This window comes from Pectobacterium wasabiae CFBP 3304, assembly GCF_001742185.1.
GTDB lineage: Bacteria > Pseudomonadota > Gammaproteobacteria > Enterobacterales > Enterobacteriaceae > Pectobacterium > Pectobacterium wasabiae.
In genome coordinates this window covers 2235938-2261033 of sequence record NZ_CP015750.1, presented here as the reverse complement: position 1 = coordinate 2261033, position 25096 = coordinate 2235938, and the positions used below count along the sequence as shown (strand labels likewise).

Annotated in this window: 27 protein-coding genes, 1 tRNA gene and 1 pseudogene; 12 read left to right on the top strand and 17 right to left on the bottom strand. The window is 50.0% G+C overall.

Annotated elements, in window-relative coordinates; genetic code table 11:
• Positions 1-127: 127 nt before the first annotated feature.
• Together A7983_RS10275 and A7983_RS10270 are read right to left on the bottom strand one after the other, a co-directional pair.
• A complete protein-coding gene (locus A7983_RS10275; protein WP_005973612.1) occupies positions 128-412 on the bottom strand; it encodes a type II toxin-antitoxin system RelE family toxin in 285 nt (94 codons plus the stop codon).
• Positions 402-653, bottom strand: a complete 252-nt coding sequence (locus A7983_RS10270; protein ID WP_005973616.1) for a type II toxin-antitoxin system Phd/YefM family antitoxin — start codon at positions 651-653, stop codon at positions 402-404. The genes A7983_RS10275 and A7983_RS10270 overlap by 11 nt, the downstream gene beginning before the upstream one ends.
• A 290-nt stretch (positions 654-943) precedes the next feature.
• Here A7983_RS10270 and A7983_RS10265 point away from each other — a divergent pair, with 290 nt between their 5' ends.
• Positions 944-1216 carry a type II toxin-antitoxin system TacA family antitoxin gene (locus A7983_RS10265; RefSeq protein ID WP_005973618.1) on the top strand — a complete coding sequence of 91 codons (273 nt, stop codon included), beginning with the start codon at positions 944-946 and terminating at the stop codon, positions 1214-1216.
• Positions 1207-1686, top strand: coding sequence for a GNAT family N-acetyltransferase (locus A7983_RS10260; RefSeq protein ID WP_005973620.1), 480 nt, complete (start codon positions 1207-1209; stop codon positions 1684-1686). Before A7983_RS10265 ends, A7983_RS10260 begins: the two co-directional genes overlap by 10 nt.
• Positions 1687-1739: 53 nt before the next feature.
• Here A7983_RS10260 and A7983_RS10255 read toward each other — a convergent pair whose 3' ends face one another.
• The 8 genes and pseudogenes from A7983_RS10255 to A7983_RS10225 form a co-directional block, all read right to left on the bottom strand.
• Positions 1740-4067, bottom strand: coding sequence for a phage/plasmid primase, P4 family (locus A7983_RS10255; protein WP_005973622.1), 2328 nt, complete (start codon positions 4065-4067; stop codon positions 1740-1742).
• A 10-nt stretch (positions 4068-4077) separates the two neighbouring features.
• Positions 4078-4419 (bottom strand): DUF5375 family protein, encoded by a 342-nt coding sequence (locus tag A7983_RS10250; RefSeq protein ID WP_005973624.1) that lies wholly within the window; start codon positions 4417-4419, stop codon positions 4078-4080.
• Entirely contained in the window at positions 4416-4682 is a 267-nt protein-coding gene (locus A7983_RS10245; RefSeq protein WP_005973627.1) for a hypothetical protein, read from the bottom strand. The genes A7983_RS10250 and A7983_RS10245 overlap by 4 nt, the downstream gene beginning before the upstream one ends.
• Positions 4679-4873, bottom strand: coding sequence for a hypothetical protein (locus A7983_RS10240; RefSeq protein WP_005973630.1), 195 nt, complete (start codon positions 4871-4873; stop codon positions 4679-4681). Before A7983_RS10240 ends, A7983_RS10245 begins: the two co-directional genes overlap by 4 nt.
• The gene (locus A7983_RS23905; protein WP_005973632.1) at positions 4866-5063 is read right to left on the bottom strand and encodes a host cell division inhibitor Icd-like protein; all 198 of its coding nucleotides are present in this window, start codon (positions 5061-5063) and stop codon (positions 4866-4868) included. Before A7983_RS23905 ends, A7983_RS10240 begins: the two co-directional genes overlap by 8 nt.
• A 47-nt stretch (positions 5064-5110) precedes the next feature.
• Positions 5111-5416, bottom strand: a pseudogene (locus A7983_RS23900) (ash family protein); the annotation flags it as partial.
• Positions 5417-5424: 8 nt separating this feature from the next.
• The gene (locus A7983_RS10230; RefSeq protein ID WP_005973635.1) at positions 5425-5649 is read right to left on the bottom strand and encodes a hypothetical protein; all 225 of its coding nucleotides are present in this window, start codon (positions 5647-5649) and stop codon (positions 5425-5427) included.
• A complete protein-coding gene (locus A7983_RS10225) occupies positions 5646-5906 on the bottom strand; it encodes a helix-turn-helix transcriptional regulator (RefSeq protein ID WP_005973638.1) in 261 nt (86 codons plus the stop codon). Before A7983_RS10225 ends, A7983_RS10230 begins: the two co-directional genes overlap by 4 nt.
• A gap of 539 nt (positions 5907-6445) precedes the next feature.
• On the opposite strand from A7983_RS10225, the gene A7983_RS10220 reads away from it, so the two are divergent.
• The 6 genes from A7983_RS10220 (at position 6446) to A7983_RS10200 (ending at position 10761) form a co-directional block, all read left to right on the top strand.
• Positions 6446-7207, top strand: a complete 762-nt coding sequence (locus A7983_RS10220; RefSeq protein WP_005973640.1) for a hypothetical protein — start codon at positions 6446-6448, stop codon at positions 7205-7207.
• The gene (locus tag A7983_RS10215; RefSeq protein WP_005973642.1) at positions 7204-7452 is read left to right on the top strand and encodes an ogr/Delta-like zinc finger family protein; all 249 of its coding nucleotides are present in this window, start codon (positions 7204-7206) and stop codon (positions 7450-7452) included. Before A7983_RS10220 ends, A7983_RS10215 begins: the two co-directional genes overlap by 4 nt.
• A gap of 118 nt (positions 7453-7570) precedes the next feature.
• Positions 7571-7744 (top strand): hypothetical protein, encoded by a 174-nt coding sequence (locus tag A7983_RS24160; RefSeq protein ID WP_167354027.1) that lies wholly within the window; start codon positions 7571-7573, stop codon positions 7742-7744.
• A gap of 158 nt (positions 7745-7902) precedes the next feature.
• Positions 7903-8970 (top strand): hypothetical protein, encoded by a 1068-nt coding sequence (locus A7983_RS10210; protein ID WP_005973645.1) that lies wholly within the window; start codon positions 7903-7905, stop codon positions 8968-8970.
• Positions 8958-10070 (top strand): hypothetical protein, encoded by a 1113-nt coding sequence (locus A7983_RS10205; RefSeq protein WP_235778058.1) that lies wholly within the window; start codon positions 8958-8960, stop codon positions 10068-10070. The genes A7983_RS10210 and A7983_RS10205 overlap by 13 nt, the downstream gene beginning before the upstream one ends.
• A 4-nt stretch (positions 10071-10074) precedes the next feature.
• Positions 10075-10761: a hypothetical protein gene (locus A7983_RS10200; RefSeq protein WP_005973650.1), complete on the top strand. Its 687-nt coding sequence runs from the start codon at positions 10075-10077 to the stop codon at positions 10759-10761.
• A gap of 32 nt (positions 10762-10793) precedes the next feature.
• Here A7983_RS10200 and A7983_RS10195 read toward each other — a convergent pair whose 3' ends face one another.
• The 4 genes from A7983_RS10195 to lptF form a co-directional block, all read right to left on the bottom strand.
• A complete protein-coding gene (locus A7983_RS10195; RefSeq protein WP_005973653.1) occupies positions 10794-12050 on the bottom strand; it encodes a tyrosine-type recombinase/integrase in 1257 nt (418 codons plus the stop codon).
• 163 nt (positions 12051-12213) lie between these two features.
• A tRNA-Leu gene (locus tag A7983_RS10190) sits at positions 12214-12298 on the bottom strand.
• A gap of 216 nt (positions 12299-12514) precedes the next feature.
• A complete protein-coding gene (gene lptG / locus A7983_RS10185) occupies positions 12515-13591 on the bottom strand; it encodes an LPS export ABC transporter permease LptG (RefSeq protein WP_005973656.1) in 1077 nt (358 codons plus the stop codon).
• Positions 13591-14703: an LPS export ABC transporter permease LptF gene (gene lptF / locus A7983_RS10180; protein ID WP_005973659.1), complete on the bottom strand. Its 1113-nt coding sequence runs from the start codon at positions 14701-14703 to the stop codon at positions 13591-13593. The genes lptG and lptF overlap by 1 nt, the downstream gene beginning before the upstream one ends.
• Before the next feature lie 404 nt (positions 14704-15107).
• On the opposite strand from lptF, the gene pepA reads away from it, so the two are divergent.
• The 4 genes from pepA to A7983_RS10160 all read left to right on the top strand — a co-directional run bounded on the left by pepA (position 15108) and on the right by A7983_RS10160 (position 20725).
• Positions 15108-16619, top strand: coding sequence for a leucyl aminopeptidase (pepA, locus tag A7983_RS10175; RefSeq protein WP_005973662.1), 1512 nt, complete (start codon positions 15108-15110; stop codon positions 16617-16619).
• A gap of 104 nt (positions 16620-16723) precedes the next feature.
• Entirely contained in the window at positions 16724-17173 is a 450-nt protein-coding gene (locus A7983_RS10170) for a DNA polymerase III subunit chi (RefSeq protein WP_005973664.1), read from the top strand.
• A 12-nt stretch (positions 17174-17185) separates the two neighbouring features.
• On the top strand, positions 17186-20041 hold the full coding sequence (locus A7983_RS10165; RefSeq protein ID WP_005973667.1) for a valine--tRNA ligase: 2856 nt from the start codon (positions 17186-17188) through the stop codon (positions 20039-20041).
• A gap of 138 nt (positions 20042-20179) precedes the next feature.
• A complete protein-coding gene (locus A7983_RS10160; protein ID WP_005973669.1) occupies positions 20180-20725 on the top strand; it encodes an RNA 2'-phosphotransferase in 546 nt (181 codons plus the stop codon).
• Between the two features lie 72 nt (positions 20726-20797).
• Here the strand turns inward: A7983_RS10160 and A7983_RS10155 are convergent, their stop codons facing one another.
• From A7983_RS10155 to A7983_RS10145, 3 genes are all read right to left on the bottom strand, one after another.
• A complete protein-coding gene (locus A7983_RS10155) occupies positions 20798-22417 on the bottom strand; it encodes a methyl-accepting chemotaxis protein (protein ID WP_005973672.1) in 1620 nt (539 codons plus the stop codon).
• 214 nt (positions 22418-22631) lie between these two features.
• Entirely contained in the window at positions 22632-23711 is a 1080-nt protein-coding gene (locus A7983_RS10150; RefSeq protein ID WP_039479230.1) for an alpha/beta fold hydrolase, read from the bottom strand.
• A 340-nt stretch (positions 23712-24051) separates the two neighbouring features.
• Positions 24052-25089 carry a M48 family metallopeptidase gene (locus A7983_RS10145; protein ID WP_005973677.1) on the bottom strand — a complete coding sequence of 346 codons (1038 nt, stop codon included), beginning with the start codon at positions 25087-25089 and terminating at the stop codon, positions 24052-24054.
• Positions 25090-25096 lie beyond the last annotated feature (7 nt).

The following is a 25096-nucleotide window of genomic DNA, read 5'->3' as shown; positions in this document are numbered from 1 at the left end:
AGTTTTTTATTTTTAATAATCAATAGATTAATGGGTGATGAGTTGGTGAACAGGTGACGAGTTACTCATCACCTTGATGGTAGGTATGCTGCATAGCAAGGAAGCCGCGAGTTTAAGACATCCGCGTTTATAGTCGGTCTTTCGCTGTTTTATAAACTTCTGAGCGTTCCCGTTTGCCCACAGCTAAAACCAGCACCACGATCTCATGCTCAAGTACTTGATACACTAACCGATAGCCAGCGGAACGAAGTTTGATTTTGTAGCAGTCAGCCATTCCATGAAGTCGGTTGGCGGGAACGTGGGGATTTTGTAAAACCTCTTTCAACTTTTTGGTGAACTGCTCCCGCACGGGCGCACCCAGCTTCTTAAATTCTTTCAGCGCGTGCTCTTCAAACTCCAGCTTATAACTCATCCAGATCGACCTTCACACGTTTCCCCTTCATCCGGGAACGGGCGATTTTGGCAAGTTCGATATCTTCCTGATAATCGGCCAGCGCTTCCCATGTTTCCGGGGAAACATAATAGCCAGAGATACGGCCATTGGTGAGCACGGCTACAGGCTCGCCGTTAGCTTCTTTAAGCGCGGCATTGGGCGATTTTTTAAAGTCGCTGATACTTACGGCAGCATTCGCAAGGATAGGTTGTACGGACATAACCAGCCTCTTTTCAGTATGAAATTTGATACTGAACTTAGCACTTAATCAAAAAAGCAGCAACATCACGGTATAAACGTAATGCCAAATAAAAAGATTTTGTACAAAACTGTTCACCCTCTTCACCTAGGTTTTCTTATTTTTAATAATCAATAGATTAATGGGTGATGAGTTGGTGAACAGGTGATGAGTCACTCGTCACCCTATAATGATATTTAATCTATGTGTAGCTATTTGCTACACAATTGATTATGATTTCCGTATAACGATTAGCTATACAGGAGTCCTTTATGAGAACAGAGGCAAAAGAGGCACCGATCAACATTAGGGCGAAATCATCACAACGGGAACTGATAGACGTTGCCGCGAAAATGCTTTCAAAGTCACGTACTGATTTTATCCTTGAGGCTGCATGTCGTGAGGCGGAAGAGGTGCTATTGGATCAACGCCTGTTTCTGGTTGATGAATCACAATTTGATGCCTTTATTACCGCGTTAGAAAAACCTGTCGCCACCAATGAGCGGTTACAGGCGTTATTAGACAGGAAATCACCGTGGGAATAACGGCACCTGAATTATTATTACCTCAGCATGCCGTGGTTGATTTCCGAAGTTCAGAACCGTCACTGGATGACTGGCTGAAGCGTAAGGCGCTCAAGAATCAAACCATGGGCGCATCACGCACTTTTGTCGTGTGTGAATCGAGTGCTAATCAGGTTATTGGCTTTTACGCGCTGGCAACCGGCAGCGTACAGCGCCAATCCGTATCGGGTGCGTTACGACGCAATATGCCTGATCCGCTGCCCGTATTAGTCTTGGGTCGTCTGGCGGTAGATGAACGTTATCACCGTCAGGGGATTGGCGCGGGACTATTAAAAGATGCGATCTTGCGTTCCCGGCAGGTTGCTGAACAGGTGGGAACGAAAGCGTTATTAGTTCATGCGCTGTCTGAGGACGCAAAAGATTTTTATCTGCATTGGGGCTTTACGTCCTCGGAAATCCAGCCTAACACATTGCTTCTACCACTCTGGTAACTTTCTCTATCCATTAAAAAACCGGCCGGAGCCGGTTTCGTCGTTGTTGGCGTCTACCTCGCCGATTCACATTTTGGCAGCCAGTCGGCGTCTGATTCGTCTTTCAGCTCAAGGTTAGTCTGTATGCCCTGCTTGGTTCTGCCCTTGAGGTAACTCTGCCCGTATTCCGACATCATGTTAGGCAGCACCTTACCAAAGGCCGTTAGGCTGATCGGCTTCTGGTGGCCGTGCGACTCCATAAAGGACAGGTAAGCGTGGTACAGGTATTTACGCGGGTTGCGCGGCGTAATGTTGGCGTTACCCATATACAGCCCGGTGGTGTCGCCGTGCGCCAGCAGGTAGCCGCAAAAATCAACCAGCGGGTCAGCCTGTCGCTTGATTTCCAGCGCCTCAGCGGAGTGTTGCTGTGCCTGTAACAGCGCCCGGGCGTCGTTTGGCTCTTCAAAGCGTTTCATCAGGTGACGCACAATCACCGCCAGTTCAGCGCGGATTTTCTCTTTCAGCTTGGGGTCGCGTTCGCTGGCCGGGATGGTTTCGCCGAAGTGGATAATCACCCGACGGCGGGACACGCCGCCGCTGCGGTCGCTAAAGCGCATCGGCGAGTTATTGACGGCCAGAATCACCGCCGGTATCCGGGTCGAGTAGGCGTCACGGTATTTCGGGTCAACCATCACTGCATCGCCGCCCGTAATCGCCTTGATGCCTGCACCGTCACCGCTCCATTTTTCTTGGTCAGGCAGTACGATGAGTGAGAAGCCAATAATCGACGAGCGCTCACGGGATGATTCAATGGTGTTGATGGTCGCCGCCGTGGCGTTATCGTCCCCGGCCAGCATGATGGCGATTTCGGCCAGAATACTCTTTCCGCTACCACCGGGGCCGGTGACTTCAAGGAACAGTTGCCAGTCGTAGCAGTTCGCCAGCACCATAAATAGTGCGGCTAAAATACGCTCCTGCTTATCCGTGTTGTTCCCCGCAGCACGGGTCAGCCAGCGCCAGAAGTGCGGGGCATTGTCGGCAAGGTTTTCCCCGGCCTTAAACGGCGTGTAATCCACATCATTGACGGTATTAAGCCAGTGCTCCCGGCGATGGGGTTTAAATTCACCGCTGGCGGTATCAAACACCCCGTTACGAAAACCGATTAACCGACGCTGGGGCTTCTCCTGCATCGGGATAATCAGTTTCAGGGTATCCAACACGCTGCCAATCCCGGACGCGGTAAAGGGTGCCTGTATCTTCTGAAACAGTGCCGCGATATCCCGGCTTAACAGGCGATAGGGCAGGACTTTCCACGCGCCGCTCTTGTACTGGAAGAACGTTTCCCCAAAAGCGTCAATCGCCAGTGTATCGCGGTAGTGCTCGCGTATCTTCTCCGCTTTCTCGCTGGCACTCATGGCCTTGAATTCGGCCTCGCCCAGCGACTCAAACGGGCTGACCTTTTCCGGCTGAGTAAAGGCATTCAGATGCCGTCGGGTCGCGTCGGCACCCTCGGCAAGATACACATCATTCCAGTCACCAAATGCCGGCGGCAGCGCGACACGGCCATTGACAGCAACGGCGGCCTGTTCAGCTTTGGTCTGCCCGGTGCCGTTCTCGTCCCGGTCAGCGGCTATCAGCAGCATGACCGCCGGGTGGCGGGTTTTCAGCTCACGGGCAAGGGACGGCAGGTTGTTCGCGCTGAGCGCGACATACACCGCATCACCGGTTAACTGATGCAGCGTTAAGCCGGTGGCGTAGCCCTCGACCAGCCAGATAACGCTGGTCTGTTTGCCGCTGAAACAGTGAAAGGTGCCTTTCACCTGTCCACCTTTTAACGTGCGTTTGTCGCCCTGTGCGTTGATAAGCTGGAGATTCACCACCTCGCCGTCCGGTGTGGTCAGCGGCACCAGTACATCGCCGGGCTGATAGGTGATACCGCCTACGCGCAGCGGCTTACCTGTAAGGGTTGGCACGGTCACGTCCAGCCAGCCTTTGGCGCTCAGGTAGGCGTTGCCGGACTGTGTCACCGCCTCTTTCAGTTTCGCCTGTGCCTGAACCGCCGCCCGTTGCCGGGCGGCTTCGCTGTCTGCGTCGTCAGATGTTGGCGCTGCCGGGCTGTCCGGCAGGTCGCCCAGCCATGCGCCTACTTTCAGGGCGGCTTCTGTCGGCGTCAGGTTCAGGGCTTTCTCAACCAGATTGAGGCCGTCACCCGCGCCGCACTGGTTGCAGAACCATGTGCCGCGCCCCTCTTTGTTATCGAAGCGGAAACGGTCTTTGCCCTCGCACATCGGGCAGGCGGTATGCTGCCCGGTGGCATCAATGCGAATACCCACTGCGGGGAGCAGTTGCGGCCAGTGGCCGCTGGCGCGTTTCACTGCCTGTGTCACGGTAAGGTGTGCCATGCATTGCCCCTTAATGCAGTGTGGTGGTCGGGGTCGCCGCTGTCGCGCACTGGCACAGCTCCCCCATGATGATGTGCCCCAGCACGGTTAGCCGGGGTTTATCGGTCAGTAACGTCGGCAGCACCATATCGCCCAGCATGGCACAGGCGATTTCCATCCCGGTGGCGGTACCGTGCTCACGCACGTGTGCGCCCTCCAGCTCCAGCGCAATGGCGATTTCCAGTTCGGTCAGGTTGCAGTTCAGGGCAATGCCGGTTTCCCGGCAGTTATCCAGATAGGCCTGTGCCACGGCGCGGCGATACACGGCAGTACGCACTTCCAGAGGAATGCAGGACTGATTATTGATGTTCATTGTGCGGTCTCCCGTGCGGTGAAAAGGTGGGCTTCACAGTGGGTCATGACGTGGCCTATCTGGTCAGTCAGCAGCGCCACCAGTGCGGCCATATCATCGGCCGGTAACGTATTAGGTTTGGCGGCGGTCATGCCGCATTGCTGAGCGTCCAGCATATCGAGAAACATCACACCGACACGGTGCGCATGAGACAGGCGCAGGTAGTCAGCGTGGGAAATGGGATAGGTATCCTGATTATTGAGACGGGCGGCTAAGGTATTCATGCGCTCACCCCGTTGTCGGTTTCCGGCGCTTCCGGGCTTTGCAGCGTCACGGCCAGCAGCTCCAGCCGTTCAGCCAGTACAAACGTCAGCACTTCTTTAGCTACCGGATTATCCAGCTCAATCACGGCATGCGTCAGGGCGCGGCACTGGTCGGCGATTTCATCAAGGGTCAGCGGGGTAGAATCAAACATGGCTAGCCCCCTGAACAGGCAGACGGCCAGCAAAAGCCAGTACATAGTCACGTGCCAGTAAACGGCGGGCGCTGATTTCATCCGGGGCGATAACGGCTTCACGGTGCGGTAAGGCGCGTAATTCAGCGCGACGCACGGCCAGAAACAGAAAGGTAAATTGCGGGTGTGACGAGGTTGGGGTCGTAGCCATGTGGCAGTCTCCTTCAGATAGCAATGCTTGCTACCACCAGAGCTGCAAATCCCATTATTGGTGGTAGCCCAGACGGGGTTTGCAGTACCGGCTCTGAAGGATACCGGCCAGCCCAAAGGCTGCCCCGCCTGAGCCACCATTGTTCGAATGCTACAGCGGGCAATAGCTAACCGCTGTACAACGTACTGATGTACTAAGGCTACGACACAAAAAAAGACGCTAGGCGCGTCTGGTGTCGCCTTCAGATTACACGGGCTGCAAATCCCGGCTACCGATTTTGCGGCAGCGACAGAACTATAACGCCAAAAAGCCCCGGCAGGCAAGCCGGGGAAACGGATAAATTGCGCAGTCATAGGCAATCTCAGCAGTTGGTCAGCGCATCACCGGCACGGGATGCACAGTAACGCCGAGGGGAGTCAGAGGCGGCGGGCGTTGGTGCAATGCTCAGCAGCAACGCGCCGAAACGTTGTTCACGAGCGGCAATAGTGGCGGGGTTACGAATGGCGGGCAGCAGTTGATCGCACAGACTGAGGGCTTCCCGTTCATCGAGTGTGACCGACTGCCCGGCGATAGTTAAGGTGATCATGCGTGGTTCTCCTGTTGGCGGGCGGCGATACGCTCGGCCACCCAGTGATGAATTTCGGACTCAACCCACGCGACACTTTTCCCACCCAGTGAAACGTTGGCGGGAAAGGCTTTGCGGCTGCTCAGATCGTACAGCGTCGAGCGGGAAATACCGGTGACGTGCAGCACTTCCGGCAGACGCATTAAGCGCTCTCTGACCGGATGCTGTGGCATCGGGGGTATAGCAGGAATGGGAGTTGGGGGTGTGGCTGACAACATGTGGCGCTACCTCGTTAATGTCCGCCCGGCTCTGGCCGGATGGCGCTGGATTTCTCTGGTAGCTCGCTATTATGTGAATATTTTCGGAGACCGCAACAAGGGGAAGTTGTGCTATCGATGGGCAAAAAACAGCCCCAAATTGCCAACGTTTGCCAATAGTTACCATTAGTTTTCCTTTGTTTGCCATTCGAGAAAGGTCTACATGTTTATGGCTATTAATCACTACGTTATTTATAGGAAATAACATCGTAAAAACTGCTCGCCAGAAAAAAGGCTCAAAAAAGCGGGTGAACAGTGTGAACACTCGATGAAGAGTTATTTATCAACTCTTCACCCCTTTATTTATTGATTTATCTATTATTTTTTCTCAGATGAAGAGTAGTGAATAGTTTTATAAAAAAGTTAGTTCTCAATTGGGGAAACAGCCTGTGTTAGAGATTGTTTTGTGTAGGAAGTGGCACAACCGGCTCAGATAGCGGGAGTTGTGTGGTGAATTGCACAATAGCCACCAGACACTCACCCCATGCAGAGAAATGACAATGAGCCAGACAACGACACCAGAAACGAAACCCGTTAGTCCGCTGCCGGATACGCTGAAAAGAGCGACTGACTATTACCTGAGAATGCGGGAAGCGCACACCGTTAATGCGGGTGAGCTGGATAACATCGATACCGCCATTGCGCGTGCCAAAGAGCAGAAAGCCAACACGGAAGCGGAAAATCAGCTTTCCGATACCGACTGGCGTGCACGTTTTCTTGCCGCACGTGGCGAAATGACGGAAGAACTGAAAAATCAGCAGTTACAACGGCTGGCACAGCGTGAACTGGCGCAGGAGTATGACGGCTTGCTGGCACAGTTGGAAATTGAGCAACTCAGACAGAAAGCGAAATGCTACGCCTCAGCAAAAGATTGTTGTGATGCTCACGCCAGCGCCCTGCGAGACTATGCAGAACGGGAATTTAACCAGGCGTTAAGTAACATCAGTACAACCCTGATCCGGGCGATCAAGTTAAAGCGGCATATGCTGGATATCACCACCTCTGAATATAAACAAGGGATCGCCTATCAGAAGCCTGAGAAAATAGTCATGGATTTGATTGTTGAAAAGCTGACGATAGAAACGAATAACTACCGTTTTGATATGAGCAACGAGCCAGTGCTGTCATCGCTGGGGCTGAATTCCCCTTCACTGCCGCATGCCGATTTTGCACCGGTATCCAGCCCAGCAAAACGAACGATATTTTTCCGTGAATTAAAAGAAAAAGAAGACGCATTAAAAACACGGAGCCAAAAAGCATGATGCACTGCCCGTTCTGCGGCCACGCTGCCCATGCACGCACCAGCCGTTCGTTATCGGAGAACGTGAAGCAGCGTTATCACCAGTGCCGGAATATTGAATGCTCCGCAACCTTTCGGACACTGGAATCGATAGAGGAAATTATTCAGCCATCCAACCGAAAAGATCTGCCAGTGCCGGATATTCCGTTATCACCAGTCATGCAGAAAAAATATAAAGGTTATCCGGCCTCATCCCTGCGTAATTAATTAGCCAGATTATAATTTCATTATTTCCAATATCAGAATGTCGCCCGCCATTGCGCGGGCTTTTTTGCGAGCTTTTTTCTCTGGCTAGCGATTTTTTGACCGTGCATGCATACGGTGCATGGAATTGCATGCAATACTTATCCCCGAATCTACCCTACAGCGCCAGTACTGGCGCGGCCTGAGCGCTTCCATGCAACTGCATGAAAAGCGCTACATAAAGCGGGCAGGCGTGGCGGGGATAGCATTGCGCGCCAGTAATAAAGTACATATTTATTTTGGTGACCACATTTAGTCCCTTCACTCATTTTAACTTAAGGAAACATAAAGCCTATTGCTTGGTACAGATTATGCCGTCTCACCGCACACCGTCACAAGCGCAGACTTGCATCATGAATGTCTAAGCCTTATGTTTTATTCTGCAACTAGTGGATCAAATTTGGAGCTAAGCACATGGCAGAGAACGGGCCGATTGAGGAATTGGCAAAAATAATTTCAAATAAAATTTTTGATAAATTTTTATGGAAACAAGTAGGTCCATGTGACCAAGACTTTTCATGTGAAAAAGAAGAAAAACACAAACCAGTAGGTAAAGAGCAAAAGCACACACATCCCGTTGATGTGGTCTTTAGCTATAAAGACCCCTATCTAAATAAAACCATATATTTAAACACTGATTTAAAAAGTTATAAAAAAGGTTCTATAAATCCCTCAAAAATTGAAGGTGCTTTATCATCCCTTGCAGATACTATTGATTGCGCCCGGCACAGTGATGACTGGAAAGAGAAATATGATACTGAAGTTGGCACTAGCGAAATAAGAGGGATGCTATTTGTATATAATCATGATAATGATTTCTCTCATAATTTTTATGAATATTTCAACCCCAAAAAACCTGATGGAGCGAAAAGAAGACCTGCATCAGTCAACATGGATAAAATCAGTATTCAACCTAATCAGCAAATACATATAATTGAACCAAAAATCATTAATTATCTAATGTCAATAATTGCAGACATGAATGAAATGATTGCTGAAGGTACTTTTCCGCAAGGGCAACGCTATGGATTTTTCTATCCTCAACTAACTTATCACAAAGTACTTGTAAATGATATTTATCTACCTGCAACCATAGAACTACTTACTGCACCTTTCTTAATAATTAAGCATGATAAAGCAATCAATATAGATTATAACTCGCAAACATCAATCGAAACATATCCTAATGGTTACGTTGTTTACTACAATCGCACTGGAGCAAGTGAATTAGAATTCATGTATTTATTAGACTTACTATCAAGCTATCAAATACTTAATCTTGAAAATAATATACGAATAAGAGTTGCATCAAAAGATCGTAGTGATTCTATCCGCTCAAGTTTTAATAGGGCACTGGAAAAGTATGCTCATGAATGGGGTTTTGATGACACCGCAAAACAAAATTTATTCAAAATAGAGTTACATTTAGTGCCTATAGCGAAAGAATTTTACTCGACACAAGAAATATCATGGGATTATTAAAAATGAATAACATACATTGTGTTACTGATAAAGCTCTTTATGATGCCCTTAATCAGTCCCAAATTAGCATGGGGGAAATGAGCGACCTTTTTTTAGATAGAGGAATTATTATATCGAAGAGAACACCTAGGAAGGATCTTGCTAAAAACTTTTCCAAATTCAATCATGATTATTACGACCACCAAAAAATAGCATCTTATTTAGGTGGCGGAACTCGAAAGGAGCGTTCTACATCTAAAATAATTGAATCTGAGATAAACGATGACGTTATTTTGGCTGCTGCTGATGAATTAAAGGCCAACATAGAGAAAGAAAATGATCTTTGCCAAGTTTATAAGAGCAATGGAAAGATATATGTAAGCATTACCTATCTATCTACAAATTACGGGCGAAGTGATTTCAAACAAGTAATTAAGAAAGAGGCTTTAATAGAAGTAGAACGCCAGAAAAACTCTTATGTGATAAGAAGGCCAGACAATGAGCAGGTTGAAAATTATGAAGCAAACTTATTAGCTAATATAGAAAAAGAAATTCAAAAAAATAATAGTGAGGGTGAAGTTGAAGAGGAAATCCCTCCATTAAGTATTAAAGAAATAAGTATGGAAGATCTGACTGACCCAGATATGAGAACAATATTCTTTACTAAGTTGATAACGAGTCTAGAAGGATTAATTTTAGAAGATGTAACGGATGCTTATGTATACCATCCAAAACCTGAGCGCCTAGAAGAGGAAGATGGAAATACTGATACAGGTGTGCATGTAAGTAGAGCATCGCTTAAGGGAGAGGGAGTCTTAAAGTCTGAAGAACTAAGTTCACTTTATGAAAGAGGTTTTTATATTTGGAAGATAAAATGGGTTGCAAAAGAAAATGTTCCAGACCCAGACATTTATGAATTCGAAGCACAATTCAGTAATCAAGAGAAATTTAAAGATTTTTCATATTCAGCTAAAAGCGTGAAAAAATACAAAGGGTCTGGAAAATATAATAAAAATTTCGTATCTCTAACAAAGTCAGAGGAGAATAAATTCCTTAAATTAATTGAAAGTGCTGCTTATTCAATTATAATAGATTTAGAAGCACAGGCACAAGGGGAATAATAAAATGACTCGACGTGTTAAATTAATAAGGATAAAGACTCGGAAGAGTCTGAATGATTTTTATGAATTTTTCCATAAGAAGAGCTTCTCTGTAGGCTCCGAATATGGATTCCTAGATGTTAACTCTCAGTTTGATGAAATTAAATCTACATATGTAGAAATGGAAAAAGTCCATCAGGATTATATCGACCCGCTTGGTGAAAGATATGAACAGACAATTGTAAGTTATAATGTTTTCGAATTCAGCATTACAAATTTAGATAAAGGTATATCTCTACTTTCCATTTGCAATCCGCCAAAGTCCATTAAAAAATTTATTGACCGACTTAGTTCTTCATTCGATTATGAAGTAACATTCAGCATGATAGATCTTAATTTAAATGAGATCATTCATAAATTACTTTCCAATCAGCGCATACAATTACTTCACATAAATAAACTTAAGGCCAGCGGATTAAAGCTTAACGATACTTCGACAGCTTGCATTGATATAACATCAAAAGGGAATGCGGTTAAAGAAGTAGAAGCTTATGCAAACGGTTCTAAGTATATAATAGATAAAATCAAGGGTCAGATGCATTATAATGAGAAAAAGATATCTTTTGAGATGTCAAAATTAGGACTAATATCCATTAATAATGGTGGTGAAGATTTTGATTTTAATGAACTAATAAGAATTATATATGTTTAAGAATGTAGGCAGTAATTATTTTACTGCCTTTCTTAAAATTTCTTAGCAAAATCATACGGCTTAACATACCGCTCCCGGTTCGCATCCAAATAATCAGCCCACCATTGCACCATCAAGCGGCGTTCGTCAAGATACTCAGAGGTGTGAATGTATGCCGCACGGACAGTATTGCGCTCTGAGTGGCTTAGCTGGCGTTCTATCGCGTCATCACTCCATAAGCCAGACTCCCCCAACGCACCACGTGCCATCGTTCTGAAACCGTGGCCGCACACTTCCGTCTTGGTGTCATAACCCATCGTACGCAACGCGCTATTGACCGTGTTTTCGCTCATCACCTTTTCAGGATTGTGATCGCTGGGGAAAAGCCGAGGATTGTCACCGCTCAAAGCATGCAGTTTTTCCAGTACCGCAAGCGCCTGATTGCTCAGCGGCACAACATGCTCTTCTTTCATTTTCATGCCCCGATAGGAATACCTCACACCTTCAATTTCTTCTCGTTGTGCGGGAATACGCCATTCAGCGCTCTCAAAATCAAACTCACGCCACCTAGCGAAACGCAGTTCACTGGAACGGACAAACGTCAGCAGCATTAACTCCACCGCACAGCGGGTAAGTAATCGGCCACGGTAGGCCGTCAGACGCGAAAGAAATTCAGGGAATAGTGCGGGAGGTAAAGCGGGATAGTGACGAGCTTTGGTCGTAGTCAGTGCCCCAGCCATATCGCCAGCTGGGTTAGACTCAATGTAATCATTCTGGACGGCGTAACGCATAATCGCCGTGATGCGCTGTTGCAGCCGTTGGGCGACGTCATGTTTACCAGATGCATCCACGGCTTTGATCGGTGCCAAAAGGTGGCTGGTTTTCAGCTTACGGATATCAGATGCGCCGATTTCGGGGAAAATGTACATTTCCAAATACCGGATAACCCGCGATCGATGATAATCCCCCCAGCGTTTGTTACTGGCGTGCCACTGACGGGCGACCGTTTCAAAGGTATATGCCCCCGCGGATTCTGCCTGTACTTCTTTTTGCTCGGCTTTAGGATCAATACCCTGAACCAGCAACTTTTTGGCTTCATCACGTTTAGCGCGAGCATCAGCAAGGGTAACCGTCGGCCAGACGCCAAAGGCTAACCTATCCTCTTTCTTATCGATTGGGCGGCGGTACTTCATCCGCCAGTATTTCGATCCCCGAGTGGTGATTTCAAGATACAAGCCGCCACCGTCCGCCATCTTATAGGTTTTATCTTTTGGCTTGGCAGTCTCGACTTGGCGGGCGTTGAGCTTCATTTTGGGGGCACATTTCTAATCGAAGTGGGGATGCCCCCAATTATGCCCCCTGTGGGGTCTGGATTGCAACGGAGGTGCTCGGACTCTTGAGGACAAAAAAAAAGCCTTTCGGCTTTCTTTTTAGTAACTTACGGACTGTTACGGACGTTCTCGAACTACTAAATGGTGCCGAAGGCCGGACTCGAACCGGCACGTATTTCTACGGTTGATTTTGAATCAACTGCGTCTACCGATTTCGCCACTTCGGCACAGAAGTAGTATGCGGAAAACGTGGGCATTATACCGTTTGACGGCCCATGCGCAACGTTAATCCACTCCACACTCGGTTAAGTGCTGAAAAAATCATCTTTAGCAACGCGTTATGGCTACTTTGCCGTCAATATGATGTGGTGCGAACGTTGTTGTGAGCAACAAAAAAGCGCCGAGGGTTTATCCGCTCGACGCTTTTTCATACTCGTTTAGCATTATCGCCGTTTCAGCAGCAACACCACGCTGATGAACAAAAACACCGAGCTAGGCAAAATCGCGCCTAATATCGGAGGAATGCCATAGACCAGGCTAAGCGGACGGAAAATCTCATTCAACAAATAGAAGAAAAAGCCGAAACTGATCCCTATCACGATACGTGAACCCGCTGACACACTACGCAGCGGGCCGAAGATGAAAGAGACGGCCATGAGCATCATCACCGCCACCGAGACCGGTGCAAAGATTTTGCTCCACATATTGAGCTGGTAGCGGCCTGATTCCTGGCCACTTTGTTTCAGGTATTTGGCGTAATCATGCAGCCCACGGATCGACAACGCATTAGGCTCCAGCGCCACCACGCCCAGCTTATCCGGCGTCAGGTTGGTTTTCCATTCGCCGCTAAGCGTCTGGCTGCCGCCAATTTGTTTGCCATCACTCAGATTGGATTCATCAACCTGCGAGAGATTCCAAACATTCCTGTCCTTGTCAAACTCAGCGGAGGCCGCGTAGCGTACAGACAGCAGCTTGTTCCGATCGTCAAAGTGATAGATATTGACGCCAGACAGTTCTTTATCGCCAACTATCCGTTCAATATAGATAAAGTCATTGCCATCTTTTGCCCACAATCCGCCCTGCGTAGAGATCATCGACCCACCGGAGATCATCTGAGAACGGTAGTTACGCGCCATCTGCTCCCCTTGCGGAGAGACCCACTCACCAATCGCCATCGTCAGCAATACCAGCGGGATCGCAGTTTTCATCACGGCAGTCGCAATCTGCAGGCGGGTAAAACCAGAAGCCTGCATCACCACTAGCTCGCTGCGGGTCGCAAGCTGGCCCAGCCCCAGCAGCGCACCGAGCAGCGCGGCCATAGGAAAGAAAGTCTCAATGTCTTTTGGGACACTAAGCAGCGTATACAGCCCCGCGCCCAGCGCCGAATACTCGCCCTGCCCGACTTTACGCAACTGGTCAACAAACTTGATGATGCCGGAGAGCGATACCAACATGAACAATGTCGTGATGATGGTAGTGAAAATCGTTTTGCCGATATAGCGGTCTAATACACCAAACATCAAGCCGCTCCTTGTGTTTTAAGCCTACGAGGCTTAAGGCGAGCGCGCATTTTTCGCATCGGCACGGTATCCCATAGGTTAAGCATCACCGCAATGCCGAAGTACATCAGGTTGGTCAGCCAGATCCACACCATTGGATCGATTTTGCCTTTGCTGGCGTTAGAACGTAGCGAACTTTGCAGCAGGAAGAAAATCAGGTACAGCAGCATCGCAGGCAGCATGCTCAACACCCGGCCCTGCCGTGGATTCACCACGCTCAGCGGCACCACCATCAGCGCCATAATCAGCACGGAAAGAATCAACGTCAGCCGCCAGTGAAACTCTGCTCGTGCATCGTGCGCCTCTGAGTGCCACAGGGTACGCATATCCATTTGCTGTACATCGCTATTATTTAGCGTCACCGCCTGGTGGCCAATCACAGCCTGATAGTTAGTGAAATCCGTAATACGGAAGTCACGCAACAGCGCGGTGCCTTCGTAACGCGAGCCGTTGTCCAATGTCACGACCTGCGCACCCTCTTCGTTGGTAATATGACCACGATCGGCCACAACGACAGAAGGCCGTGCGTTACCGCTGGGGCGCAGTTGCGCCAGAAAGACGTTCTGAAACTCTGACCCTTTAACATTGCCGACAAACAGCACCGCGTTGCCGCCCTGTGCGGACTGGAACTGTCCTTCGACCAGCGCAGCCATACCAGGGTTCGCCTTCGCTTCCGCCAGCACTTCTTCCTGGTGTCGGGACGACCACGGGCTGAGCCACATGACGTTAATGGTTGCGATGATGCCAGTGAACACCGCCAAGACCAGCGCGGCTTTCAACAACACGCGTTTGCCCAACCCGCAGGCGTGCATGACGGTGATCTCGCTTTCCGCATAGAGACGGCCAAACGTCATCAATACGCCAAGAAACAGACTTAATGGCAGGATGAGCTGCACCATCTCAGGTACGCCCAATCCCAGCAGGGAGATAACCAAATTTGTCGGGATTTCACCATCAACGGCTGCACCCAATATCCGCACTAATTTCTGGCAAAAGAAAATCAGTAGCAGAATGAAAAGGATGGCCAGTTGGCTCTTAAAGGTTTCCCGTACCAGATATCGAATGATGATCACGCTTAATTACGCCTGTGAAAACTTGTCTTTTTGCAGGAAAATCGATAGTTTCTTCGCTAACGCGCCATTTATACTCATTTTTGGCAGCCCTCTTAGTCAAACTCTACCCTAAATAATTCGAGTTGCAGGAAGGCGGCGACACAGTGAATCCTCAGGAGCTTACACCAGTAAGTGACTGGGGTGAACGAGGAAAGCCAACGCACATGCAGCTTGAAGTATGATGAGTATATTACAACACACTGCGTTTGAGCTGTTGTATCAGAACCTGCTTATAGTCACCAAAACAGGTTCGTTACGTCGTTAAGATTAACACAGGTTATGTTAACGCAACGGCGGGAAAGTATTACGGAGTATCATATTCTAGCCGTTGCCCCCGCCTTTGTCTTTAAGATTCAGGAGAGTACATGGAGTTCAGCGTAAAAAGCGGTAGCCCGGAAAAACAACGCAGTGCCTGCATTGTCGTCGGCGTGTTTGAACCGCGTCGTCTGTCCCCTATTGCCGAACAACTCGATAAAATCAGCGACGGCTATATTAGCGCGTTGCTTCGCCGTGGTGAATTAGAAGGCAAAGTGGGGCAATCACTGCTCTTGCACCATGTACCTAACATTCTTTCTGAGCGCATTTTGCTGATTGGCTGCGGTAAAGAGCGTGAGCTTGATGAACGCCAGTACAAACAGGTGATTCAGAAAACCATCAACGCCCTGAACGAAACTGGTTCGATGGAAGCGGTCTGCTTCTTGACCGAGCTGCACGTGAAAGGCCGTAACACGTACTGGAAAGTGCGTCAGGCGGTCGAAACCGCGAAAGAGACGCTGTATACCTTCGATCAGCTTAAGAGTAATAAGGTCGAGCTGCGCCGTCCGCTACGCAAGATGGTATTCAACGTGCCGACGCGCCGTGAACTGACCAGCGGTGAACGCGCCATCCAGCACGGTCTGGCGATTGCCGCAGGTATCAAGGCCGCGAAAGATCTCGGCAATATGCCGCCGAACATCTGTAATGCCGCCTATCTGGCATCGCAAGCGCGTCAACTGGCTGACACCTACAGCCAGAACATCATCACGCGCGTGATTGGTGAACAGCAGATGAAAGAGCTGGGCATGAATGCCTATCTGGCCGTAGGCCAGGGCTCACAGAATGAATCGCTGATGTCCGTGATCGAATACAAAGGCGATCCGAACCCGGAAACTCGCCCAATTGTACTGGTCGGTAAAGGGCTGACGTTCGATTCCGGCGGCATCTCCATCAAACCTGCCGACAGTATGGACGAAATGAAATACGACATGTGCGGCGCGGCAACGGTCTACGGCGTGATGCGCATGGCAGCCGAGCTGGCGCTGCCGTTGAATATCGTCGGCGTACTGGCAGGTTGTGAAAATATGGTCGACGGACGCGCATACCGTCCCGGCGATGTGCTGACGACGATGTCCGGTCAAACGGTAGAAGTGCTGAACACCGATGCGGAAGGCCGGCTGGTCTTGTGTGATACACTGACCTACGTTGAACGCTATGAGCCGGATGTCGTCATTGACGTCGCGACGCTGACGGGTGCATGCGTGATTGCGCTGGGACACCACATCACCGGGCTGATGGCAAACCACAATCCGCTGGCGCACGAATTATTGAGTGCGTCCGAGCAATCTGGTGACCGCGCATGGCGTCTGCCGCTGACCGACGAATTCCAGGAGCAGTTGGAGTCCAATTTTGCCGATATGGCGAATATTGGTGGTCGTCCGGGCGGCGCCATTACCGCAGGCTGCTTCCTGTCGCGCTTTACGCGTAAGTACAGTTGGGCGCATCTGGATATCGCGGGCACTGCATGGCGCTCTGGCAAGGCCAAAGGCGCAACGGGTCGTCCGGTCGCACTGTTATCACAGTTCCTGCTTAACCGCGCCGGACAGAACGACGTAGAATAAGACTTTCGCGTCAGGGCAATGGCCTTATCATGTCATTGTCGTCTTATGGGCCGGACTACCGGCCCTTATCACTTTCTGGCTCTTAGCAATCAATAGTGTAAACAATGAAAAACGCAACGTTCTATCTTCTCGAACACGACAGCAAAAGCGGTGAGCTCAGCGCCCATGAGGCACTGGCATGCGATCTGGCGGCAGAACGTTGGCGAGCAGGAAAGCGCGTGTTGATTGCCTGCGAAGACGAGCAGCAGGCTATTAGGCTGGATGAAGCATTATGGCAGCGCGATCCCAACGCGTTCGTGCCACATAATCTGGCAGGCGAAGGACCCCGTCACGGCGCACCGGTCGAACTGGCGTGGCCACAGCGACGTGGTAATGCACCACGTGACCTGCTGATCAGCCTATTGCCGCAGTTCGCAGATTTTGCCACCGCTTTCCATGAAGTGATAGACTTTGTCCCTTACGAAGAATCCTTAAAACAGTTGGCGCGCGACCGCTATAAAACCTATCGCAGCGTCGGCTTCCAATTGACCACGGCTACGCCGCCAACTCACTGAATTTTGAGCATAATGGAAACGAAATATAACCCGCAAGATATCGAACAGCCGCTCTACGAACACTGGGAAAAGCAAGGCTACTTCAAGCCGCACGGCGACACGAGTAAAGAAAGCTTCAGCATTATGATCCCGCCGCCCAACGTCACCGGCAGCTTGCATATGGGTCATGCTTTCCAGCAAACCATTATGGATACGTTGATCCGCTATCAGCGTATGCAGGGCAAAAACACCCTGTGGCAGGCAGGTACTGACCACGCTGGTATCGCCACGCAGATGGTCGTTGAGCGCAAGATCGCCGCAGAAGAAGGCAAAACTCGCCACGATTACGGCCGTGAAGCGTTCATCGACAAAATCTGGCAGTGGAAAGGCGAATCCGGCGGCAACATTACCAATCAGATGCGCCGTCTGGGCAACTCCGTTGACTGGGAGCGCGAGCGCTTCACCATGGATGAAGGCCTGTCCAACGCGGTGAAAGAAGTTTTCGTCCGCCTGTATAAAGAGGACCTGATTTACCGCGGCAAACGCCTGGTGAACTGGGACCCTAAGCTGCGCACGGCGATTTCCGATCTGGAAGTAGAAAACCGCGACGTGAAAGGGTCGATGTGGCACCTGCGTTATCCGCTGGCCGATGGCGTGAAAACGGCCGAAGGAAAAGACTATCTGGTCGTCGCTACGACTCGCCCGGAAACGATGCTGGGTGATACTGGCGTCGCCGTTAACCCAGAAGATCCGCGTTATAAAGATCTCATCGGCAAAGAAGTGATCCTGCCGCTGATTGGCCGTCGTATTCCGATCGTTGGCGACGAACATGCCGACATGGAAAAAGGCACCGGCTGCGTGAAGATCACGCCAGCCCACGACTTCAACGACTACGAAGTGGGTAAACGCCATCAGTTGCCGATGGTAAACATCCTGACGTTCGACGGAGATATCCGCCAGAGCGCCGAAATTTTTGATACTAATGGCGAAGCCAGTACCGCTTACAGCAGCGAAATCCCAGAAGCCTTCCAGGGTCTGGAACGTTTTGCCGCGCGTAAAGCGCTCGTCGCCGCATTCGATGAACTCGGCCTGCTGGAAGAGATCAAAGCGCACGATCTGACCGTTCCTTACGGCGACCGTGGCGGCGTCGTTATTGAACCGATGCTGACCGACCAGTGGTACGTGCGTGCTGCCGTGCTGGCTAAGCCTGCGGTGGAAGCCGTGGAAGATGGCCGCATCCAGTTCGTGCCAAAACAGTACGAAAACATGTACTTCAGTTGGATGCGTGACATTCAGGACTGGTGTATCTCCCGTCAACTGTGGTGGGGCCATCGTATCCCGGCCTGGTACGATGCCAACGGTAACGTCTATGTGGGTCGCACCGAAGCGGAAGTACGCAGTGAAAACAACCTCGCTGACGATGTCGTTCTGAATCAGGACGAAGACGTGCTGGATACCTGGTTCTCATCCGGGCTGTGGACGTTCTCTACGCTGGGTTGGCCGGAGCAAACGCCCGATCTGAAAGCGTTCCACCCAAGCAGCGTGATGGTCAGTGGTTTCGACATCATCTTCTTCTGGATTGCCCGCATGATCATGCTGACCATGCACTTCATCAAAGATGAAGACGGCAAACCGCAGGTGCCATTCCACACCGTCTATATGACCGGCCTGATCCGTGATGAAGAAGGCCAGAAGATGTCCAAATCCAAAGGGAACGTGATCGACCCGCTGGATATGGTGGACGGTATCTCGCTGGAAGCGCTGCTGGAAAAACGTACCGGCAACATGATGCAGCCACAGCTAGCGGAAAAAATCCGCAAGCGCACCGAGAAGCAATTCCCGAACGGCATCGAGCCTCACGGCACGGATGCTCTGCGCTTCACGCTGGCGGCGCTCGCCTCTACTGGCCGCGACATCAACTGGGACATGAAGCGTCTGGAAGGTTACCGCAACTTCTGTAACAAACTGTGGAACGCCAGCCGTTTTGTGCTGATGAACACCGAAGGTCAGGATTGCGGTTTTGGTGCAGGTGAAAAAGTGCTGTCGCTGGCTGACCGCTGGATTCTGGCGGAATTCAACCGCACAGTGAAAGCTTATCGCGATGCGCTGGACGGTTATCGCTTTGATATTGCCGCCAACATTCTGTACGAATTCACCTGGAACCAGTTCTGCGACTGGTATCTGGAACTGACGAAGCCCGTAATGAACGGTGGTACGGAAGCGGAACTGCGCGGTACGCGTCATACGCTGGTTACCGTACTGGAAGCGCTGCTGCGTCTGGCACATCCGATCATTCCGTTCATTACCGAAACCATCTGGCTACGCGTCAAAGCGCTGAAAGGCATTAACGACGACACGATCATGTTGCAGCCATTCCCAGAGTTTGATGCCGCGCAGGAAGACACGCTGGCGCTGAACGATCTGGAGTGGATCAAGCAGGCGATCATCGCCGTGCGTAATATCCGTGCAGAAATGAATATCGCACCGGGCAAACCGCTGGAAGTCTTACTGCGCGATGCCACTACCGAAGCACTGCGTCGCGTAGAAGAAAACCGCAGCTTTATCCAAACGCTGGCGCGTCTGGAAAGCATTACGCTGCTGCCAGCGGGCGACAAAGGACCGGTTTCCGTCACTAAGCTCATCGATGGTGCCGAGCTATTGATTCCAATGGCCGGCCTGATCGACAAAGCGGCAGAGCTGGATCGTCTGGCGAAAGAAGTGGCGAAAATCGAAGCAGAGATTGAGCGCATCGCGAGCAAGCTGTCCAACGAAGGCTTTGTAGCACGAGCACCGGAAGCAGTCGTTGCCAAAGAGCGTGAGAAGCTGGACGGCTACGCCGTAGACAAAACCAAACTGCTGGAGCAGCAAGCGGTCATCGCGGCGCTGTAACTACCCGTTTTCAGCGGTAGCACAGAAGTGGTGGTACGAAAGCCTCGTTGAAAAACGAGGCTTTTTATTTTTTATTCGCGTAAAAAGTATTTTAATTACAATCTATTCGCTTCGCACCATGCATGGATGGAGAACACAATGAGCAACACAAATCATGATGATATCAGCAAGTTTCTTAGCTACGTGTTACGGCACAAACCCGAAGCCATTGGGCTCACGCTGAACAGTGAAGGATGGGCAGACATTGCTGAACTGATTAGCGGCGCGGCAAGAGACGGACGCCTTCTTACCAGAGAAGTGATTCAGTCTGTCGTTGATAACAGTGACAAAAAGCGCTTTTCTATTTCGGCGGATGGCTTATCGATCCGGGCAGCGCAGGGGCACTCATCATCACAGGTCGATCTGCGTTACGAGCCTAAAACACCGCCCGAGTGGCTTTACCACGGCACGGCAACCCGATTTCTCGACTCAATAAATCAGCAGGGTTTGCTTCCCGGCTCGCGTCAGTATGTGCATTTATCCGCTGATGAAGCAACGGCGATAAAAGTCGGCCAGCGGCATGGCAAGCCCGTGGTACTAAAAGTAAAGGCGTTAGAGATGCATCAACAGGGGTTTATCTTTTATCAGGCGGATAACGGCGTCTGGCTAACCTTGACGGTTCAAGTGCCGTTTATAGCGGAATGAATACGCGTATCAGTCGCCTGTTTTCGCCGCCAAAATAACACTGGCGAAAACAGACGGTGGAGAATTTAACGATTAGCGAGCATCGGCCAGTGCAATGTTCTGACGCAAGCCGGGCAGAATACCGTTCATTCCCACGCTTTCTCTTGCGATCTGGAAACGGGAAACGGACTGTTGCAGGTTAATCACCTGTTCCTGAAGCGCATTCGCAGAGGTCGCCACTTCTGATACCAATGACGCATTCTGCTGCGTCACACCGTCCATCTGATTGATGGCGATATTAATCTGCGAAATACCTCGACTCTGTTCGCTGGAAGCCAGTGTGATTTCATCCATGATATCAACCACTTTTTTCACATCCATCAGCACTTCATCCATGGTATTACCCGCCAGTTCAACCAGCCCTGCGCCCTTTTCAATACGGCTAAGGGAGGCATCAATCATGGTGCCAATCTCTTTCGCTGCCGTCGCACTACGCGCCGCCAACATCCGTACTTCAGAGGCAACCACCGCAAAGCCTTTACCATATTGACCCGCACGGGCAGATTCCACCGCAGCGTTCAGTGCCAGCAGGTTGGTCTGGAAAGCGATGCCGTCGATCACTCCAACAATGTCGGAAATTTTGGCAGAACTCTGCTTAATAGAACGCATGGTATCAACCACTTCGGTCACAACATTCCCGCCGCGAGAGGCAGAATCCGAGGCTTTCAACGCCAGATCGTTGGCTTTACGCGTGTTGTCTTCGTTGTTTTTCACCGTTGACATGATCTGTTCCATGCTTGAAGCCGTTTCATCCAACGAGGCCGCCTGCTGCTCGGTACGGCTAGAGAGATCGATATTGCCGGATGCGATTTCCTCAACGCCAACGCTGATCGCATCAGTACCGTTACGCACCACACGCACCATATTTTCCAGCCCGTCACGCATGCGCTGAACCGCGGCGAACAACTGTGCAATTTCATTTTTCCCGCTGCTATCAATCTGCGCACGCAGGTCGCCTTCCGCGATACGGTCAAAGACGGAAATAGCCTGATTCAACGGTTTCACAATAAGGTTGGTCATCACAGACCACGCCAGTGCAGCCAACAGCAACGCACAGGCAATCGCGGCGTACAAGATGGTTTCCATCAACTCCACACGCCCATTCGAATCCGCGTAGGCTTCATCAATGCTCTTCAGCTTGAAGGCAACCAGCGCTTTAGACGATTTATCAAACGCGGCATACAGCACCGTCGATTTCCCGGCACGCTGGCGATATTCATCCAGATTCCCTGCGTTAAGCGCCGCAAATGCCGGATCGATAAACTCCTGCATCAGCGTATTACGTTTCTCAGCCATGTCCGCAGAAATGATTTTTTCTTCTGCGGACTGTGGATATTTCAGGTAGTTCTGCCATTTCTCGCTGGCACCATCGACCTTACCTCTGGCGCGTCCCAGTGCGACTTTCGCTGCCTCGACGTCCCCTTTGCCCATTAATGATTCGTACAGACGTAAATCTAACCGGCCACGCAACAGCAGTTCGGAACTGTCATTCAACGCGACCAACCCTGGCAACACTTCCATATCGACACGGGCAAATGATTTATTCCCCGACTGAACTGCAACCAACCCTAAAACGCCGACAAAAAGCAGTAGCGCCGCTAACGAAAACACCATCATGCTGAGGGCAGTACGGATCTTTATCTTACGAAACATAAATTATCCCTGTAGTCTGAAAATAAGGAAGGGTGAGTGCCAGCTCCAGAGCAGAGCCGTTCAGTTATTTACGTAATAGTCGTTATATTTCAATTTCCAGACGTGTTAATCCCACGAACTGAAATAAATCCGTTATAAAATCGTAATAAAATAAAGGAACAAATAAAGAAGATAATGGCCGACAGAAAACCTATTTCCTGTCGGCCATTAAAATTTATTTTTTATTCTTTTTCTGCGACTGATTCTTGTCTAAGAAACGTTGCAACTCATCTTTATAAAATTTTGCTGACATCATCGTGCCATGCCCGCTGGTTTCGTTACTGGCGGGAATAAGGAACACCGTCGCCTGCTTAATCTTCTTAAGCTCATTATCCAGGATGCCTGTTTCAACAGGATTACGCTCATCATCCGCAGAGTTAATCACCAGAACAGGGGCTTTAATTTTATTCAGATCCGGGGCAGCATTATAATTTGCAGACGACCCCCAGATATAAATAAAGTCATTGGCATCGCTGCTTGACGGCGCAGCAAGGCGATCTTCTACCAGTTTGTCCGCCTGTGCTCGCGTCGGCGCTTTGCTCTGATAGGCCAGCGTTCCGCCAGTAGTGGCGATACTGAACATAATGCTGGCCGTTTTGAGCGTTGGCGGTTGCTGCGTGTAATCGCCATTATTCCAGGCCGGATCGTTCTTGATGGACTCAATCAAGATGCGACGCATCATCCAGTTACGACCAGACAACTCATTTGGCAGCGACGCCATTGGCACCAATGCATCCATCATGTCCGGGTATTTTTCCCCCCAGAGCCAGGTCTGCATCCCGCCCATGGAATATCCCATCACCAAACGCAGGTGGTTAATACCCAGCCCTTCTTTGATTAAGCGATATTGGGCTTGCACCATATCGTTATAATCGTATTGGGGAAATGCCATCCGTAAGCCGTCTGACGGTTTGGACGATTTTCCAGAACCAATACTTTCCGGCATGATAATAAAGTATTTGCTGCTATCCAGAGCCTGCCCCGGCCCGAACAACTCCCCGCCAAAACCATTTGCTAACAGCGCCTTAATCGGCTGGTTCGTTCCATGTAGCAATAAGACAGCAGGTTTGGTTTTATCACCGATCGTATAATAGTGAATGCGTAGATCTTTTAATTTTTCGCCACTGTTGAAGGTAAATTCAGGCGCGATCCAGTCGCCTTCTTGCGGTGCTGAAAAATTTGTCTGTGCATGCGTTAATGGTGACAGCATTAACAGAAATGCACCCACCACCCCTGATAGTATTCGGTTAACCATAAATAGCTCTTCGGTAATCATGACGTCGTGAAGCCGCGATTTTAATGTCTATTAGGAAAAATCCCAATAACCATAAGTGAGCTAATAATAAAAACATATTATTATCTGGATTTTTTATTTATAGCGAACGATTCTATAAGAAATTTTCAATAGAATGATATTTAACGCATTCCTGTTAATCGGCTGACTACGCCGCTCGTCCTTTCCACTCGACATTAATGCCCATAAAAACAGCAAAAGCAGGGGGAAGTTGTTCACATCACGAATAAGAATGCCGATAGTACGCAGTGATATCCGCACACTATCGGCATTAGGCAGGAGTTAAAATCAGCGTTGAGGATCAGTGTTTATTCATTTCTCTTTCAATCGTTCTCAGCCGCTCGTCCATATCTGGATGTGTGCTCAACCAGTCAGGTAAATCCAGCGATTCAACGTCATCCTCGCTGCGGTCGTGATTGATCAGGGCCTGATACATTGCCTGCATGGACTGAAGCGAACGCCCTTGCTGTTGCATTTTTGCTATTGCCCATGCATCGGCTTCCCGCTCCATATCGCGAGAAAACTGCATCTCGTTGATAAAAGCGGCAGACTGCAACACGATATCCCCCACTCCACTGACATCCCCCGTCATCCACATGAACGTCAGCGACACCAGCGATGAACGCACGACCATGCGCATTGGATGGCGGTAGGCGTGGTGTCCCATTTCATGCAACATCACCGCAGCCAGCTCGTTATCACTTTTCGCCAGCGTTACCAGATCGTCACTGATAATCAGCGTGCCATCTGCCAACATAAAGGCATTCGGCCCAATAGGCGCCGACATAATCTCCAGGCGCAGCGGCGTTTTGTCTTCCCGCATGTCAGCGGGCATAACCTGTTGAAACAGCGTTTGCATCGCCTGTTGGCGAGCAATAGGCAGTTTTGAAGGTTTAAAATCGCTGTGCCGTAACAGCGTTAGCGTATGTTGCCCTAATTGCTGTTCGATGGCGGTAGGAATGTGTAGCGCCAACGCGGAGCTCGCCCACGGCAACACCACATAGACATAGTTTATGACAATGAATAGCGTGGCAAATAACGTGAGAATCACGCCACGCTTATGGCGTTCCAGACGATGGACCAGCCCAGGGCGACGGCGCGCGGAATACCACGCACGAAATGTAGGATCGTCGGAAGGAACAAAGCGACCGCCGTCAGGAAACGTTAACGTCAGGGGAATAGATCCCAGCGCATCGGAAACCTCGACCTGCTCCAATGTAAATGTCGTATTCGATGACTCCGTGCTCAGCACCATCATCGAACCATTGTCCGTTAAATGAAGAGAAGCGGCCACGCGGGCCGCCAATCCGGGGTATTGATAATGCCCCTCAATATTCATATTCCTG

Excerpts from the sequence above, each read along its gene's own strand:
- A7983_RS23905 (WP_005973632.1), bottom strand. The coding sequence starts at position 5,063 with ATGGCTACGACCCCAACCTCGTCACACCCGCAATTTACCTTTCTGTTT.
- pepA (WP_005973662.1), top strand. The coding sequence starts at position 15,108 with ATGGAGTTCAGCGTAAAAAGCGGTAGCCCGGAAAAACAACGCAGTGCC.
- A7983_RS10200 (WP_005973650.1), top strand. The coding sequence starts at position 10,075 with ATGACTCGACGTGTTAAATTAATAAGGATAAAGACTCGGAAGAGTCTG.
- A7983_RS10250 (WP_005973624.1), bottom strand. The coding sequence starts at position 4,419 with ATGAACATCAATAATCAGTCCTGCATTCCTCTGGAAGTGCGTACTGCC.
- A7983_RS10270 (WP_005973616.1), bottom strand. The coding sequence starts at position 653 with ATGTCCGTACAACCTATCCTTGCGAATGCTGCCGTAAGTATCAGCGAC.
- A7983_RS10195 (WP_005973653.1), bottom strand. The coding sequence starts at position 12,050 with ATGAAGCTCAACGCCCGCCAAGTCGAGACTGCCAAGCCAAAAGATAAA.
- A7983_RS10160 (WP_005973669.1), top strand. The coding sequence starts at position 20,180 with ATGAGCAACACAAATCATGATGATATCAGCAAGTTTCTTAGCTACGTG.
- A7983_RS10255 (WP_005973622.1), bottom strand. The coding sequence starts at position 4,067 with ATGGCACACCTTACCGTGACACAGGCAGTGAAACGCGCCAGCGGCCAC.
- A7983_RS24160 (WP_167354027.1), top strand. The coding sequence starts at position 7,571 with ATGGAATTGCATGCAATACTTATCCCCGAATCTACCCTACAGCGCCAG.
- A7983_RS10230 (WP_005973635.1), bottom strand. The coding sequence starts at position 5,649 with ATGATCACCTTAACTATCGCCGGGCAGTCGGTCACACTCGATGAACGG.
- A7983_RS10165 (WP_005973667.1), top strand. The coding sequence starts at position 17,186 with ATGGAAACGAAATATAACCCGCAAGATATCGAACAGCCGCTCTACGAA.
- A7983_RS10240 (WP_005973630.1), bottom strand. The coding sequence starts at position 4,873 with ATGTTTGATTCTACCCCGCTGACCCTTGATGAAATCGCCGACCAGTGC.
- A7983_RS10145 (WP_005973677.1), bottom strand. The coding sequence starts at position 25,089 with ATGAATATTGAGGGGCATTATCAATACCCCGGATTGGCGGCCCGCGTG.
- A7983_RS10225 (WP_005973638.1), bottom strand. The coding sequence starts at position 5,906 with ATGTTGTCAGCCACACCCCCAACTCCCATTCCTGCTATACCCCCGATG.
- A7983_RS10275 (WP_005973612.1), bottom strand. The coding sequence starts at position 412 with ATGAGTTATAAGCTGGAGTTTGAAGAGCACGCGCTGAAAGAATTTAAG.
- A7983_RS10265 (WP_005973618.1), top strand. The coding sequence starts at position 944 with ATGAGAACAGAGGCAAAAGAGGCACCGATCAACATTAGGGCGAAATCA.
- A7983_RS10215 (WP_005973642.1), top strand. The coding sequence starts at position 7,204 with ATGATGCACTGCCCGTTCTGCGGCCACGCTGCCCATGCACGCACCAGC.
- A7983_RS10205 (WP_235778058.1), top strand. The coding sequence starts at position 8,958 with ATGGGATTATTAAAAATGAATAACATACATTGTGTTACTGATAAAGCT.
- A7983_RS10210 (WP_005973645.1), top strand. The coding sequence starts at position 7,903 with ATGGCAGAGAACGGGCCGATTGAGGAATTGGCAAAAATAATTTCAAAT.
- A7983_RS10150 (WP_039479230.1), bottom strand. The coding sequence starts at position 23,711 with ATGGTTAACCGAATACTATCAGGGGTGGTGGGTGCATTTCTGTTAATG.
- lptG (WP_005973656.1), bottom strand. The coding sequence starts at position 13,591 with ATGTTTGGTGTATTAGACCGCTATATCGGCAAAACGATTTTCACTACC.
- A7983_RS10220 (WP_005973640.1), top strand. The coding sequence starts at position 6,446 with ATGAGCCAGACAACGACACCAGAAACGAAACCCGTTAGTCCGCTGCCG.
- A7983_RS10170 (WP_005973664.1), top strand. The coding sequence starts at position 16,724 with ATGAAAAACGCAACGTTCTATCTTCTCGAACACGACAGCAAAAGCGGT.
- A7983_RS10155 (WP_005973672.1), bottom strand. The coding sequence starts at position 22,417 with ATGTTTCGTAAGATAAAGATCCGTACTGCCCTCAGCATGATGGTGTTT.
- A7983_RS10245 (WP_005973627.1), bottom strand. The coding sequence starts at position 4,682 with ATGAATACCTTAGCCGCCCGTCTCAATAATCAGGATACCTATCCCATT.